The organism is Chryseobacterium hilariae (assembly GCF_051400735.1).
Taxonomy (GTDB): domain Bacteria; phylum Bacteroidota; class Bacteroidia; order Flavobacteriales; family Weeksellaceae; genus Chryseobacterium.
Genome location: NZ_JBLFFJ010000006.1, coordinates 159,594 through 172,265, shown reverse-complemented (window position 1 = coordinate 172,265; position 12,672 = coordinate 159,594). Strand labels below are relative to the sequence as shown.

The following is a 12,672-nucleotide window of genomic DNA, read 5'->3' as shown; positions in this document are numbered from 1 at the left end:
AAAAATTTGCAGTTCTTCGTAATATATCTAAAATATCTCCTCTTAAGATTAATAAATAAATACAAGGGTAAACAAAGATTTTCTTTGTGAGCGCGCTTTAAGATAAACAAAGCCGCTTCGCTTAAAGTTGAAATACAATGATAGGTTAATGTAGAGAAATCACAATTGCTTATTGAATATGATACTGAAGGTATTGACTTTTTCAGCCGAAGAAGAATATTTGATTTTTGCGTTGTGATACTCCAGGATTCGTTTAACAATTCGAAGTCCAAGACCTGAGCCGGAAATATTTTGAGAGTTATTGCCTCGCATAAACGCTTCAAATAGTTTTGTCTGCTCTTCTTCAGGAATGGTATCTCCATGAGAAATTACATCAACTGTAAGCTGATCATTGGTTTCCTTTATCAAAACGTCTACTTCTTCGTTATCGGAATATACAGCTGCATTTTTAAAGAGGTTGATAAAGACAATGACCAACAGAGATTGGATACCACTAATGGTAAGCAGTCCGTTTTCCGAAGTATCTTCAGAGATCAGGAAATCCAGCTTTAAGGCAGGATAGCTTTTTTCTACAGCTTCGAAGGCTTCAAAAATAACTTCATCAATCCTTACTCCTTCATAAATGCTCTGGATATTCTCTTTGTCGAATTTTGTAAGTAGTAAAAGGGAATTGGTAAGATCTGACAATTGATACACATCCCGCTGAATCTGCTTTAAGGAAGCAAGGGTATCAGGAGAATGCTTTTCAAATTTGATCAGGTTTTCCAGTTGGAAGGCCATTCTTGTAATGGGTGTCCTTATTTCATGGGATGCACTTGCCGTAAAATCTTTCTGCGACTGAAAGACATCATCCAGCCTTGCAATCATGGTATTAAAGGATTTTGCCAAAACATTAATCTCATCATCGGACTCCTGGACCGGAATCTGTGTGGTAAGTTTATGAGCCGTTACTTCGGAAATTTCCGTGTTCAGATCTTCTAACGGACGAAGGAAGCGTCCCATGAAATAATAACTGAAAAAACCGATCAGAAGGGTACTCATCACATAGGCCGTAATCAGAAGGTATTTAAGGAATTCCAGTTTCGATTTTCCGTTGGTATCAAAAGCACTGGTAAGGATGTAGTAATTTTCCCCATTAATGTTTCGCAGTGCTGCATAGATCTCCGGAACTGTTTTTTCGGTATAGATAATCTTCTTCTCATCCAGTTCTTTGAGAAGTGCATTATCCCAGATTACATTCCGGTCTTTAATCGTACTGTAAACCAGCTCTTTATCTGCATTAAAAATTAAGATCGTTTCATTGAGAAGAATGTTGTCTGAATTTTCGTTAAAAAAAATGGGTGCTTCTTCTTCGAAATTCTTAGACTTTGAAATGAAGTGTGAAGTAAACTCGAGGCGCTGCCTGAATCTTTCTTTAAATTCATCTCTTCTGAAATCATTAAAAGAAAGGTAGATTACCGCCATCACCATTGCAAAAAGCAGGGAAAAGGCGATACTGATCGTTAATGCTATCTTTCTTTTTAAAGACATTTACAATGGGCTTAGGTAATATCCGAACCCGGAACGGGTGTGGATAAGTTTAAGTTTAAAATCTTTATCGATCTTTTTTCTCAAAAAATTGATGTAGACTTCTACTGTATTGGTATTCGTATTGAAATTATGTTCCCATACATGTTCTGTGATCTGTTGCTTGGAAACGGTTCTTCCCTGTGCTTCGGCAAGATAGACCAGCAGCTGAAATTCTTTAAGGGTAAGAGCAATTTCATTGCCTGCTCTATAGACTTTCTGTTCTGTTTTATTAATAATGAGATCATCTACCCTTATGATATCCTGATCTGCAGCATCGGACGGAGCTTTTCTCCTTAACAGCGAATTAATCCTCAACAGCAGTTCTTCAAACTGGAAAGGTTTCACCAGATAATCATCTGCCAGCCTGGTAAACGCATCTTTTTTATCGGAAATATCTCCGTAAGCCGAAATAATGATAATGGGTGTATTTTTATCAAAAGAACGGATGGTCTGGCATACGTCAAGCCCGTTTATCTTGGGAACATTGATATCTAGCAAATACAAGTCATAGGTGTTGTTTTTGATCTGACGGAGAAAGGTTTCACCATCATAAATCTTATCACAGGTGAAGCTGTTTGATTCCAGAAACCTGCAAAGTTCTGCTGAAAGAATGAGGTCGTCTTCCAATAAAAGAATATTCATCAAAGTTTATTTTATACGAATTTAACAAAATTTTTATGTTCCTGTATTATCCATTGAAGGCTGATAGGCAGATTTAATTAAATTTTAAGGTAAATTTTCACAAAATAAGGAGTAATTATTATCTTTTTTGTTGCTAAAAGCTGTGAAAAAACATTGACATAAACTAGTCTTACACCAGATTTTAAGGCAAAAAAAAATCCCGAAAGAGATTCGGGAAATACAGAGAGCCAACTACGGGACTTGAACCCGTGACCTCTTCCTTACCAAGGAAGCACTCTACCGCTGAGCTAAGTCGGCATTGAAGCAAAAAAATCACACTAATTAGCGTGATTTTCTTTGAGCGGAAGACGGGGGTCGAACCCGCGACATTCAGCTTGGAAGGCTGACGCTCTACCAACTGAGCTACTTCCGCAATTTTGTTTCCAAAACTATTGGTAACGCTGTGCAAACTTAGGAAAAATCCTTTAGATACACAAGTTTTTGTCTAATATAAAATGTGGGGAGAGCAGGATTCGAACCTACGAAGCCGAAGCAACTGAGTTACAGTCAGTCCCATTTAGCCACTCTGGAATCTCCCCTCATGTTTATATTAAAAAGAGCCTCCAGAGGGATTCGAACCCACGACCCCGAGATTACAAATCACGTGCTCTGGCCAACTGAGCTATGGAGGCAATTTTAAAATGTAAACTGAATGCTTTAGAGAGAATCTACTCTACGCTTTTCAGCAGTGAAAAAAAAATCACCCTCTAGCAGAGTGATGTATTTTGAGCGGAAGACGGGGGTCGAACCCGCGACATTCAGCTTGGAAGGCTGACGCTCTACCAACTGAGCTACTTCCGCAATTTTGTTTCCAAAACTATTGGTAACGCTGTGCAAACTTAGGAAAAATCCTTTAGATACACAAGTTTTTGTCTAATATAAAATGTGGGGAGAGCAGGATTCGAACCTACGAAGCCGAAGCAACTGAGTTACAGTCAGTCCCATTTAGCCACTCTGGAATCTCCCCTCATGTTTATATTAAAAAGAGCCTCCAGAGGGATTCGAACCCACGACCCCGAGATTACAAATCACGTGCTCTGGCCAACTGAGCTATGGAGGCAATATAAAAAAAGAATTCAAAAGATCGCTGTTCCCTTTTTGCGAGTGCAAATATAGAACGGATTTTTTGAATTCTCAAACTTTTCTATAATTTTTTTAAACTTTTTTTATTACGCCATTTCTTTTTTCTTGATTAATAGCTTTTTAGCAGTATCAACACATAGGTCTAAACTTTCTTCAAAAGTTTCTGACGTCTTTTTTACCACGATATCATCGCCTGGAACAGCTAAAATAAGTTCAGCAGTTTTGTTGTTTCTATCAGAGTTATTTTCAACTTTTAAGAACACCTTACACTCATGAATTTTATCATAAAAGGTTTCTAATTTGCTTACTTTTTTGTCAATGTGTGATTCTAATGGTTCGTGTGGAGTTAAACCAATTGATTGAACTGTGATCTTCATAATTCTTCTTTTTTAGATGCCCGAGGATGGGCCTGATTAAACACTTTTTTCAATTGTTCAATATTAGCATTCGTGTAGACCTGAGTACTTGCAAGACTGGAATGCCCTAATATTTTTTTTACTTTGGAGATCCCCGCCCCATTATCCAAAACGTGTGTAGCAAAGCTATGCCGAAGGATGTGAGGACTTCTTTTTTCTTTCGTTGTTACAAGACTAAGGTACTTATTAACTACCACATAAACAAATTTTTCATTGAGTTTTTTGCCCTTTTTATTTATGAAAAAATAGGTTTTATATTCAGTGTCAGGTTTCCTTATTTCCAAATAACTTTTAAGCAGATATGAGAGGTTTTCGGAAATGGGAATAAAACGCTCTTTATTTCCTTTTCCTATTACCTTGAGCTCATTCTCTTCTATATTAACATGCTCAAACATCAGGCCACAAAGCTCAGCTTTACGCATTCCGGTCTGGTATAATACCTCAATAATACATTTTTCCAGAATATCAGGCTGATCCGTCAGGACACTGTCACTGAGCACCTGCATCTCTTCCTGTGAGATAGGAATCTGTTTTTCAGCATAAAACTTTAGGGAAGATATACTTTCGGTGGGAGAAACTTTAATTTCACCAACCTTTAAAAGAAATAAATAAAAGCTTCTGAGGGATGATAATTTTCTATTGATACTTCTTTTTGAAATATTCTTTTCGCTTAATTCGACGATAAAATTCCTGATTACCTTTTTATCAGCTTTGGAAATATCTTCGGACGCTTCTGTTTTAAGATAGAAATGGGAAAAGTCTTCAAGATCTTTTCTGTAGCTTGTAATTGTGTGAGGTGAATACCTCTTTTCGAACTGTAAATATTCTAAATACTTATCTAACATTACATCATAAGGTATAAAAACAAAAATTCACCTCTCAAATATACGTATTTAAGAAGTGAATTTAGTATGTGGTTAAGAAAAATCTTAAGCCTGCTCTTCCTTGCTAAGTCCTCTTTGTTTGTAAGCGGCCTTTAGTCTAGCTTGTCTTAAAGTTACAGAAGGCTTAATAAACTGCTGTCTAGATCTCAATTGACGAACTGTACCCGTTTTATCAAATTTTCTTTTATATTTTTTTAAAGCTCTGTCGATGGATTCCCCATCTTTTACTGGAATTATTAACATATTTTACATCTCATTTTGGATTGCAAAACTAGACATTTTTTATTAAACCGCAAAATTTAACTCCACTTTCTTAAAAAAAACACATTATAAGTTATCCACAATCAGATACAATAATGTGGATAAGTATACTATTTTTAAATTTTGAGTTTCCCTCTATTATCAGTCATATTACTAATAATAGCAATATAAACATACTGGGGATTATCTGAAAAATATGGCATATTATGAACTATATGTAAACAAAAATTCCTATCTTTGCAGCTACTTTATTCATGGGGTTGACTGGTTTCGACAGCAAGATCAATGGGTAAGTAAGCATGCAGAGAACCGTAGCGCGATCTCTTTAATCCCTTGCTACACAACTTTAACTGGCAACGAAGAGTTCGCTCTTGCAGCTTAATATCGAAGTATAGTAGATCAAGCGTTTTCCTGAAGATAGTAAGGAAGCAAGATATCTCACAAATGCTCTGTTCTGCGGCGTTTGATTCTGGGATATAGGAATGCAGGAATAAGGTTTCAGATGCTTCGGCTGAAACTCGAAAACTTTAGAAGATAAGCTGGAAGTTGGGTGTCTGCCCTCTGCCTCCAGTCGAAAATCAATGGTAGAATAAGCATGTAGAAGTCTTATGTATTGCTTGTTTGGACGAGGGTTCGAATCCCTCCAACTCCACAAAACCGTCTATATTAGGCGGTTTTTCTTTTTAGTTGAATAAATCATTGAATATTAAAACAGATGTAATATTAATGCTTGATAATAACAGCATACAATTCACAGCGAAAAATAATTTATTCAAGCAAGAAAAAGCAGATAACATAAATGCTATCTGCTGCTTTTAATTAAAAAAAGAGTTTAACCTTTTTTTTTAAATTATGCTACTCGTACGTTAACTGCGTTAACGCCCTTTTTTCCGTTTTCTAAATCGAATGTTACGACATCGTTTTCACGAATATCATTAATTAAACCTGATGTATGTACGAAAACATCCTGACCACCATTTGATGGTGTAATAAAACCAAATCCTTTAGCATCGTTAAAGAATTTTACTGTTCCTTGTTGCATTGTAATGTATTAAAAATTATTGTATTATTATTTGGCTTTTGCCATTACTGCATTGATAATTATCAAAGCAATAATAAATCGATTTGTGAACAAAAATGATGTTGTGATTTTTAAAGACCTGAAAATATTCAAGTTTAAAAAGAGACTGCACCTGTTATATTGATGACAAAAATTAGCGGCTGTAAAAGCGAAGACTGAGAAGAAAGAGTAAACTCAAAAGTTTCAGAAGAAGCGTCGGCAGGAGCCTGATTATTTTACAAATGTACATATAATTTATTGAAAACAAGCACTTTTAGTTATATTTGTTTTACCACATGGCAATTAACTATAAGAAAAGCCTGCTTGGTGGCAGGTCATACTGCTTTTTAAAAGCAAATGAAAAATGGAAAGATCTCCAAAACCCTATCCAGATAATAACTATCTGTTGTCTTTCTTCTTTTCCAAAAAGAGAATGAGTATCCTGAAGTTTTTTTTCCAACAGCCATTTCCAGGTGTGTCCCAAATATTATCAACCTGCAGCGACAGCTGTTGCAAATTACCGCCTACAAAACCGTTACTGGAATTCTAATAGATAATAATACCATTATCCCTACAGAGATCATCTATATAAGAGTTGTACCATCATTTATTCATTATCCTGATTGTATAAACCGGATCAACCATCTTTTCTAGCCTTCCTGCATGGTTCTTACCGGAACTATCGTTATTTCACTTATGAATTACATAGCAAACATAAATACCTGAAAACGAAAACACTAAAACTTCTTACTATAAAATAAGTATAGTCTACCCACAAAAAAGACTAAAAAAATGTTTTATCGTGAAGAATTTTATATATTTGCACCATCTAACAATTAAAAAAATAATTTACTATGTCAGACATTGCATCAAGAGTAAAAGCTATCATCGCTGATAAGCTTGACGTTGAAGAAACAGAAGTAACTCCTGAAGCTAGCTTCACTAACGATTTAGGAGCTGACTCATTGGATACAGTTGAGTTAATCATGGAATTTGAAAAAGAATTCAATATTCAAATCCCTGATGATCAGGCTGAAAAAATTACTACTGTAGGGCACGCTATCGCTTACATCGAAGAAGTAGTAAATAAATAATATTCTTCAACAAAAAAGAAAATTTTAAAAGTTTATGGAATTAAAAAGAGTAGTTGTAACCGGTTTTGGCGCAATAACACCGATTGGAAATAATGCAAAAGAATACTGGGAAAATCTTCTTAAAGGTGAGAGCGGTGCTGCTCCGATTACTCTTTTTGATGCCACAAACTTTAAAACTAAATTCGCTTGCGAGGTGAAAGGGTTCGATCCATTACAGCATTTCGATAAGAAAGAGGCTAAAAAAATGGACCGAAATACCCAGCTTGGGCTGGTAGCCGCAAGAGAAGCGGTAGCACACTCCAGAATTATGGAAGACAATGTAGATAAAAACAGAGTCGGTGTAATTTGGGGTTCAGGAATCGGAGGTTTAGAAACTTTCGAAACTGAGGTTTTAGGATGGGCGAATACGGAAATTCCAAGATTCAACCCATTCTTTATTCCTAAAATGATTGCGGATATCACTCCTGGACATATCTCAATAGAGTATGGCTTTCACGGGCCGAATTATACTACGGTATCTGCCTGTGCATCTTCAGCCAATGCTCTTATTGATTCCAAAATGATTATCCAGCTTGGAAAAGCAGATGTTATTGTATGCGGAGGCTCTGAAGCAGCCGTAACAGCAAGTGGTGTCGGTGGATTTAATGCGATGATGGCACTTTCTACAAGAAATGATGATCCTAAAACAGCTTCAAGACCTTTTGACAAAGACAGAGATGGCTTTGTATTAGGCGAAGGCGCAGGATGTATCATCCTTGAAGAATATGAGCACGCAGTAAAACGTGGTGCTACAATTTATGCAGAATTACAGGGTGGCGGTATGAGTGCAGATGCACATCACATGACTGCCCCGCATCCTGAAGGATTAGGAGCTTATCTGGTAATGAAAAACTGTTTGGAAGACGCAGGCTTAACTGCTGATGAAGTAGACCATATCAACATGCATGGTACCTCTACTCCATTAGGAGATATTGCAGAATCCAACGCAATTTCAAAATTACTGGGCGAGCACGCTTTTGATATTCAGATTAATTCTACAAAATCAATGACCGGCCACCTTTTGGGAGCTGCCGGAGTAATTGAAGCTATCGCTGCATTAGGAACTATTATTCATGGTATTGTTCCGCCTACCATCAACCATTTTACTGATGATGAAAATATTGACAGCAGACTGAATTTCACATTCAACACCGCTGTTAAGAAAGATGTAAAAGTAGCCATGAGCAATACTTTTGGATTTGGCGGGCATAACGCTTGCGTTCTATTTAAGAAAATCTAAATTCAATGAATGGAGTTACAGAAATACTTTTCTAAATTCCTTCTCAAGCAAAGAAAAAGAAAATTAACGGAGAGAGACTATTTCCTTAGTACCGAGCTAAAAAAAATGCTGGGCGCAGAGGTTCAGAATATTGCTCTTTACCGTGAAGCTTTTTCTTTAAAAAGTTCTTCTAAAAATCAAGACTGCAATTACGAAAGGCTTGAATTTTTAGGAGATTCTGTTTTGGGTACAATTATTTCCTGTCATCTGTTCCAGACCTATCCTCAGGCTAATGAGGGATATCTGACACAGATGAAATCTAAAATTGTTAATAGGAAGAATCTTAATAAACTAGGAGAAGACCTCAAGCTTATCGATCTTTTGCAGAAGCACGGATCCGCAGCGTTGGGAGAAAACATTTCCGGAAATTTATTTGAGGCGCTTATTGGTGCTGTTTATCTGGACTTTCATTATGATGCCTGCAAAAGGATCATTCTGGAAAGATTATTGACTCCTACTGAAATTAACAAGCTTGAGAATAAAATTGTAAGCTATAAAGGCCTCCTGCTTGAATGGAGCCAGAAGAAAAAAGTAAATATAAAATACGAGACCTGTGAAGAAGTGCAGGCCAATAAAGCAGTAGTATTCAGGTGTCATGTATGGCTGGGAGAAGAAAAGATCGCCAATGCGACGGAAACTTCCAAAAAGAAAGCAGAAGAAAAGGCAGCACAAAGAGCATTTTATATCTTAAACAAAAAAGAAAACATACTTGGAAATTCAAAAACTTTATGATCTGGATGATATAGAATTTGAAGATATTACCATAGGATTGGTAAGATTAGCAAAAGATATACCTTCCCATGAGTTTTTCTACAAAATAAATCAAATCAACGGCCTTACCTTTTCCAGAAAGAAAGATGTGATCATCCACGGGGCTTATTATGATTATTATTTCCCTAGATTTGAGGCTTATCACAAGTTTACAAAGACATGTTTTACATTTATTTCAAACCGGTCTTCGGAAAGTAAGCAAAAAAAACTGCAGACCGAGCTCTTTACAGAAGAAGAAAACATTAAATTTTTATTAAATAATCAGGTAGATGTGGAATATATTCTGCATTCTTCGGAACAAATTCCTGATTTTTCCGTAATTTTGCTCCCGGAAAATCTTGTATTTCCGATACAAGATTATATATTAGGTTCTGAAGAAGAACTTTATCAAATTATCCAGTATTATGAATAAGTATTTAAAGAAGACAAAAATTATTGCAACACTAGGGCCTGCTTCATCGTCGAAGGAGGTAATGTTAGGACTAATGAAAGCGGGTGTTGATATTTTCAGAATAAATTTTTCACATGCAGATTACGAATTAGTTCGAAATAATATTGAAATTATCAGAGAGCTTAATCAGGAATACGGTTTTTCCGTAGGTATCCTGGGAGACCTTCAGGGTCCGAAACTAAGAGTAGGTGTAGTAAAGGAAGGTTCTTACCTGAACCCTGGAGATATTCTTACTTTTACGAATGAAAAAATAGAAGGTGATTCTACCAAGGTTTACATGACGTATCAGCAGTTTCCTCAGGATGTAAAAGTTGGGGAAAGAATCCTTATTGATGACGGAAAGCTGATGTTGGAGGTGATTGAAACCAACGAAATAGATACAGTAAAAGCAAAGACTATTCAAGGGGGACCTTTGAGCTCTAAAAAAGGGGTAAACCTGCCGAATACCAATGTATCTCTTCCTGCCCTTACTGAAAAAGACGTTCAGGATGCCAATTTCATGCTTGACATGGAGGTTGACTGGATCGCACTTTCTTTCGTACGTCACGCACAGGACATCATTGACCTGAAAAAGCTGATTGACAGCCATCCAAACGGGAAATTCAAAACTCCGATTATTGCTAAGATCGAAAAGCCTGAGGGCGTTAAAAATATTGACGAAATTTTATTGGAATGTGACGGACTGATGGTTGCCCGTGGTGACCTTGGAGTGGAAGTTCCGATGGAAGAAGTTCCTGCTATCCAGAAAAACCTGGTAGAAAAAGCAAGATTCTATTCAAAACCGGTAATTATTGCCACGCAGATGATGGAAACAATGATCAACAGCCTTACGCCAACAAGAGCGGAGGTAAATGACGTTGCCAACTCTGTATTGGACGGCGCGGACGCGGTAATGCTTTCCGGAGAGACTTCTGTGGGAAGATATCCGGTTCAGGTAGTTGAAAACATGTCAAAAATTGTACAGAACATCGAGAAAACTCATTTTTATCAGCATAAAAACGAACCTATCGAAAAAGACTATAACTGTATAGACGAAAGATTCATCACCAACAGAGTATGCCTTGCAGCAGTAAGAATCGCTAAAACTACCAATGTTTCTGCTATTGTTACCCTGACACATTCAGGATATACAGCCTTCCAGCTTGCAGCACACAGACCGAACTCACATATCATCGTATACAGCGGAAACCGAAGAGTGATCACTATGCTGAACCTTCTTTGGGGAGTTCATGCCTATTACTATGACATGAAAAAATCTACTGATGAGACCATCATTCAGGTCAATATGCTGACGCATAACCACGGTTATATTGAAAGTGGAGATTTTGTAATCAACATCAATGCTACTCCATCCTATGAAGGCGGAAAGACAAATACATTGAGACTGACGACAGTTTAGGCAATAAGCAAAATTACTTTTGACTACCATACAAAAAATTCCCGGAAATAGATACTTCCGGGAATTTTTATATTATTATGTAAGCTACATGAGATACATTATTTTGTACATTTTATATTATACATCATACAAATTAATTTCCCACGATTGTTCTTGCTGTTACAAATTCTTTTAAAGCCAATAAAGACAACTCCGTTCCGTATCCTGAAGCCTTACTTCCACCGAATGGGAAACGCGGATCAGAGCTCGTCATTCTGTTGATATTTACCGTTCCTGATTCCAGGTTTTCGATAAAAAACAGCTGACGTTCTTTATTTGCTGTCCAAACAGAATTTGAAAGCCCAAAAGGAATATCATTAGCCATTTGTAAAGCTTCTTCATCACTCTTAGCAATCATTACCATTCCGAGAGGTCCGAAAAGTTCTTCTTTTAAAATAGGATTTCCTTCCTGAACACGAATTAAACCTGGCTTAAATTCATTTTCAGAAATTCTTTCCAAAGGAATAATAATTTCAGCACCATTTTCCAATGCTCTGTTAAATTGAGCTTCCAACTCATCGGCCAGATCTGGTCTTGCCATTCCCGCTAATTTAGTTTCCTTATTTAAAGGATCTCCAACTTCATAGGTTTTATATTCTTCAATGAATTTCGGCAAAAATTCATCTTCAATTTTTTCATCAATAATAAATCTTTTAGCGGCAGTACAGGTTTGTCCGCAATTTTGAAGTCTGGATTTTACTCCTGCTTTTGCCGCTTCATCTAAATCTGCATCATCGAAAATAATGAAAGCATCGCTTCCTCCTAATTCCAATAAAGATTTTTTGATATTCAAACCAGCAATTGAAGCTACTTCTCCACCAGCTTTTCCACTGCCTGTAAGACTCACTCCTTTTACAGCATCATGCTCAAGAATTTCTTTTACCGCTTTATGCCCCACTTCCAGATTCTGGAAAACACCTTCCGGAAAACCTGCCTCTAAAAGGACCTCAACAATTGCATTCCCACTTCCAAAACAGATGGAAGCGTGTTTCAGAACTACTGTATTTCCCGCTAAAATTGCAGGAACAGCAAATCTCAACACCTGCCAGAAAGGAAAATTCCAGGGCATTACTCCTAAAATAACACCTTTCGGAACATAATGGACTTCAGAATAAGAAAATTCAGATTCAACTTTTTCAGGTTTTAAAATATTTTCAGCATCTGCATAGTAATTCATCATTAAGGCACATTTTTCAACCTCAGCAATCGACTCTGAAATAGGTTTATTCATTTCAGCAGTAATGATTCTTCCGAATTTTTCTGAATTATTCTTTAAAATTTCTGCAGCTTTTGCGATCAGCTTTTGCTTTTCTTCAAACGGCACTTTTCTCCATTCTGAAAATGTCTTATCTGCTTGAATAAGCTTATTTTCAATTAACTGTTCCATAATATTATTTCTATTTTAAATTCATAAAATGAATTTATTAATGCTTTATTCTAAAAGCAGTGTGAAAGTAACAAATTTTGTTCCTTAAAGGGTAAATAAAAGAATGATTTTCTCTATCAAAATAATATAGCTCGCTGTATATTTTGAAAGTAATTTTAATTATCTGATAACTAGCAGTATCTTTTTATTTTACTCTTTCAAATGAGAAAGACAAAATTGATTCTGATTTCTTTAAACTAAGATAACAAAGGCGTTTCAT

At 36.4% G+C, this 12,672-nt stretch carries 12 protein-coding genes, 7 tRNA genes and 1 other RNA gene; 6 read left to right on the top strand and 14 right to left on the bottom strand.

From position 1 onward, the window contains the following. Positions 1–159 precede the first annotated feature (159 nt). The 12 genes from ACMGDK_RS17415 to rpsU all read right to left on the bottom strand — a co-directional run bounded on the left by ACMGDK_RS17415 (position 160) and on the right by rpsU (position 4,876). Entirely contained in the window at positions 160–1,530 is a 1,371-nt protein-coding gene (locus ACMGDK_RS17415; RefSeq protein ID WP_436809105.1) for an ATP-binding protein, read from the bottom strand. Further along, positions 1,531–2,211 (bottom strand): response regulator transcription factor, encoded by a 681-nt coding sequence (locus ACMGDK_RS17410; RefSeq protein WP_099768828.1) that lies wholly within the window; start codon positions 2,209–2,211, stop codon positions 1,531–1,533. Positions 2,212–2,436: 225 nt separating this feature from the next. Then, positions 2,437–2,508 (bottom strand) — tRNA-Thr (locus tag ACMGDK_RS17405). Positions 2,509–2,550: 42 nt separating this feature from the next. Next, positions 2,551–2,623: transfer RNA gene (locus tag ACMGDK_RS17400), tRNA-Gly, on the bottom strand. A gap of 85 nt (positions 2,624–2,708) precedes the next feature. Beyond that, positions 2,709–2,789, bottom strand: a tRNA-Tyr gene (locus ACMGDK_RS17395). A gap of 19 nt (positions 2,790–2,808) precedes the next feature. Continuing rightward, positions 2,809–2,882 (bottom strand) — tRNA-Thr (locus tag ACMGDK_RS17390). Positions 2,883–2,978: 96 nt separating this feature from the next. Next, positions 2,979–3,051 (bottom strand) — tRNA-Gly (locus tag ACMGDK_RS17385). Positions 3,052–3,136: 85 nt separating this feature from the next. Continuing rightward, positions 3,137–3,217: transfer RNA gene (locus ACMGDK_RS17380), tRNA-Tyr, on the bottom strand. A 19-nt stretch (positions 3,218–3,236) separates the two neighbouring features. Continuing rightward, positions 3,237–3,310: transfer RNA gene (locus ACMGDK_RS17375), tRNA-Thr, on the bottom strand. 109 nt (positions 3,311–3,419) lie between these two features. Continuing rightward, complete coding sequence (locus tag ACMGDK_RS17370; RefSeq protein WP_111955378.1) at positions 3,420–3,710, bottom strand: HPF/RaiA family ribosome-associated protein; 291 nt, start codon at positions 3,708–3,710, stop codon at positions 3,420–3,422. Next, positions 3,707–4,594: a tyrosine-type recombinase/integrase gene (locus tag ACMGDK_RS17365; protein ID WP_436809104.1), complete on the bottom strand. Its 888-nt coding sequence runs from the start codon at positions 4,592–4,594 to the stop codon at positions 3,707–3,709. Before ACMGDK_RS17365 ends, ACMGDK_RS17370 begins: the two co-directional genes overlap by 4 nt. Before the next feature lie 84 nt (positions 4,595–4,678). After that, positions 4,679–4,876, bottom strand: a complete 198-nt coding sequence (gene rpsU / locus ACMGDK_RS17360) for a 30S ribosomal protein S21 (RefSeq protein ID WP_262991494.1) — start codon at positions 4,874–4,876, stop codon at positions 4,679–4,681. Positions 4,877–5,150: 274 nt separating this feature from the next. Here rpsU and ssrA point away from each other — a divergent pair. Next, positions 5,151–5,549: a transfer-messenger RNA gene (ssrA, locus tag ACMGDK_RS17355) on the top strand. Between the two features lie 195 nt (positions 5,550–5,744). Here the strand turns inward: ssrA and ACMGDK_RS17350 are convergent. Beyond that, complete coding sequence (locus ACMGDK_RS17350) at positions 5,745–5,936, bottom strand: cold-shock protein (protein WP_048502705.1); 192 nt, start codon at positions 5,934–5,936, stop codon at positions 5,745–5,747. Between the two features lie 872 nt (positions 5,937–6,808). Here ACMGDK_RS17350 and ACMGDK_RS17345 point away from each other — a divergent pair. The 5 genes from ACMGDK_RS17345 to pyk are packed head-to-tail and all read left to right on the top strand — an operon-like array spanning position 6,809 to position 10,987. After that, entirely contained in the window at positions 6,809–7,048 is a 240-nt protein-coding gene (locus tag ACMGDK_RS17345) for an acyl carrier protein (protein ID WP_002976354.1), read from the top strand. A 34-nt stretch (positions 7,049–7,082) separates the two neighbouring features. Beyond that, a complete protein-coding gene (fabF, locus tag ACMGDK_RS17340; RefSeq protein ID WP_436809103.1) occupies positions 7,083–8,327 on the top strand; it encodes a beta-ketoacyl-ACP synthase II in 1,245 nt (414 codons plus the stop codon). A 9-nt stretch (positions 8,328–8,336) separates the two neighbouring features. Then, positions 8,337–9,098, top strand: coding sequence for a ribonuclease III (gene rnc, locus ACMGDK_RS17335; RefSeq protein WP_436809102.1), 762 nt, complete (start codon positions 8,337–8,339; stop codon positions 9,096–9,098). Next, a complete protein-coding gene (locus tag ACMGDK_RS17330) occupies positions 9,076–9,549 on the top strand; it encodes an IPExxxVDY family protein (RefSeq protein WP_436809101.1) in 474 nt (157 codons plus the stop codon). The genes rnc and ACMGDK_RS17330 overlap by 23 nt, the downstream gene beginning before the upstream one ends. Beyond that, a complete protein-coding gene (gene pyk, locus ACMGDK_RS17325) occupies positions 9,542–10,987 on the top strand; it encodes a pyruvate kinase (protein WP_436809100.1) in 1,446 nt (481 codons plus the stop codon). The genes ACMGDK_RS17330 and pyk overlap by 8 nt, the downstream gene beginning before the upstream one ends. Positions 10,988–11,120: 133 nt before the next feature. Here the strand turns inward: pyk and ACMGDK_RS17320 are convergent, their stop codons facing one another. After that, complete coding sequence (locus tag ACMGDK_RS17320; RefSeq protein ID WP_436809099.1) at positions 11,121–12,413, bottom strand: aldehyde dehydrogenase family protein; 1,293 nt, start codon at positions 12,411–12,413, stop codon at positions 11,121–11,123. Positions 12,414–12,672: the final 259 nt, after the last annotated feature.

What these genes read in the sequence shown, in the direction of transcription:
- ACMGDK_RS17415 (WP_436809105.1), bottom strand. Translation starts at nt 1,530, where the DNA reads ATGTCTTTAAAAAGAAAGATAGCATTAACGATCAGTATCGCCTTTTCC.
- ACMGDK_RS17410 (WP_099768828.1), bottom strand. Translation starts at nt 2,211, where the DNA reads ATGAATATTCTTTTATTGGAAGACGACCTCATTCTTTCAGCAGAACTT.
- ACMGDK_RS17370 (WP_111955378.1), bottom strand. Translation starts at nt 3,710, where the DNA reads ATGAAGATCACAGTTCAATCAATTGGTTTAACTCCACACGAACCATTA.
- ACMGDK_RS17365 (WP_436809104.1), bottom strand. Translation starts at nt 4,594, where the DNA reads ATGTTAGATAAGTATTTAGAATATTTACAGTTCGAAAAGAGGTATTCA.
- rpsU (WP_262991494.1), bottom strand. Translation starts at nt 4,876, where the DNA reads ATGTTAATAATTCCAGTAAAAGATGGGGAATCCATCGACAGAGCTTTA.
- ACMGDK_RS17350 (WP_048502705.1), bottom strand. Translation starts at nt 5,936, where the DNA reads ATGCAACAAGGAACAGTAAAATTCTTTAACGATGCTAAAGGATTTGGT.
- ACMGDK_RS17345 (WP_002976354.1), top strand. Translation starts at nt 6,809, where the DNA reads ATGTCAGACATTGCATCAAGAGTAAAAGCTATCATCGCTGATAAGCTT.
- fabF (WP_436809103.1), top strand. Translation starts at nt 7,083, where the DNA reads ATGGAATTAAAAAGAGTAGTTGTAACCGGTTTTGGCGCAATAACACCG.
- rnc (WP_436809102.1), top strand. Translation starts at nt 8,337, where the DNA reads ATGGAGTTACAGAAATACTTTTCTAAATTCCTTCTCAAGCAAAGAAAA.
- pyk (WP_436809100.1), top strand. Translation starts at nt 9,542, where the DNA reads ATGAATAAGTATTTAAAGAAGACAAAAATTATTGCAACACTAGGGCCT.
- ACMGDK_RS17320 (WP_436809099.1), bottom strand. Translation starts at nt 12,413, where the DNA reads ATGGAACAGTTAATTGAAAATAAGCTTATTCAAGCAGATAAGACATTT.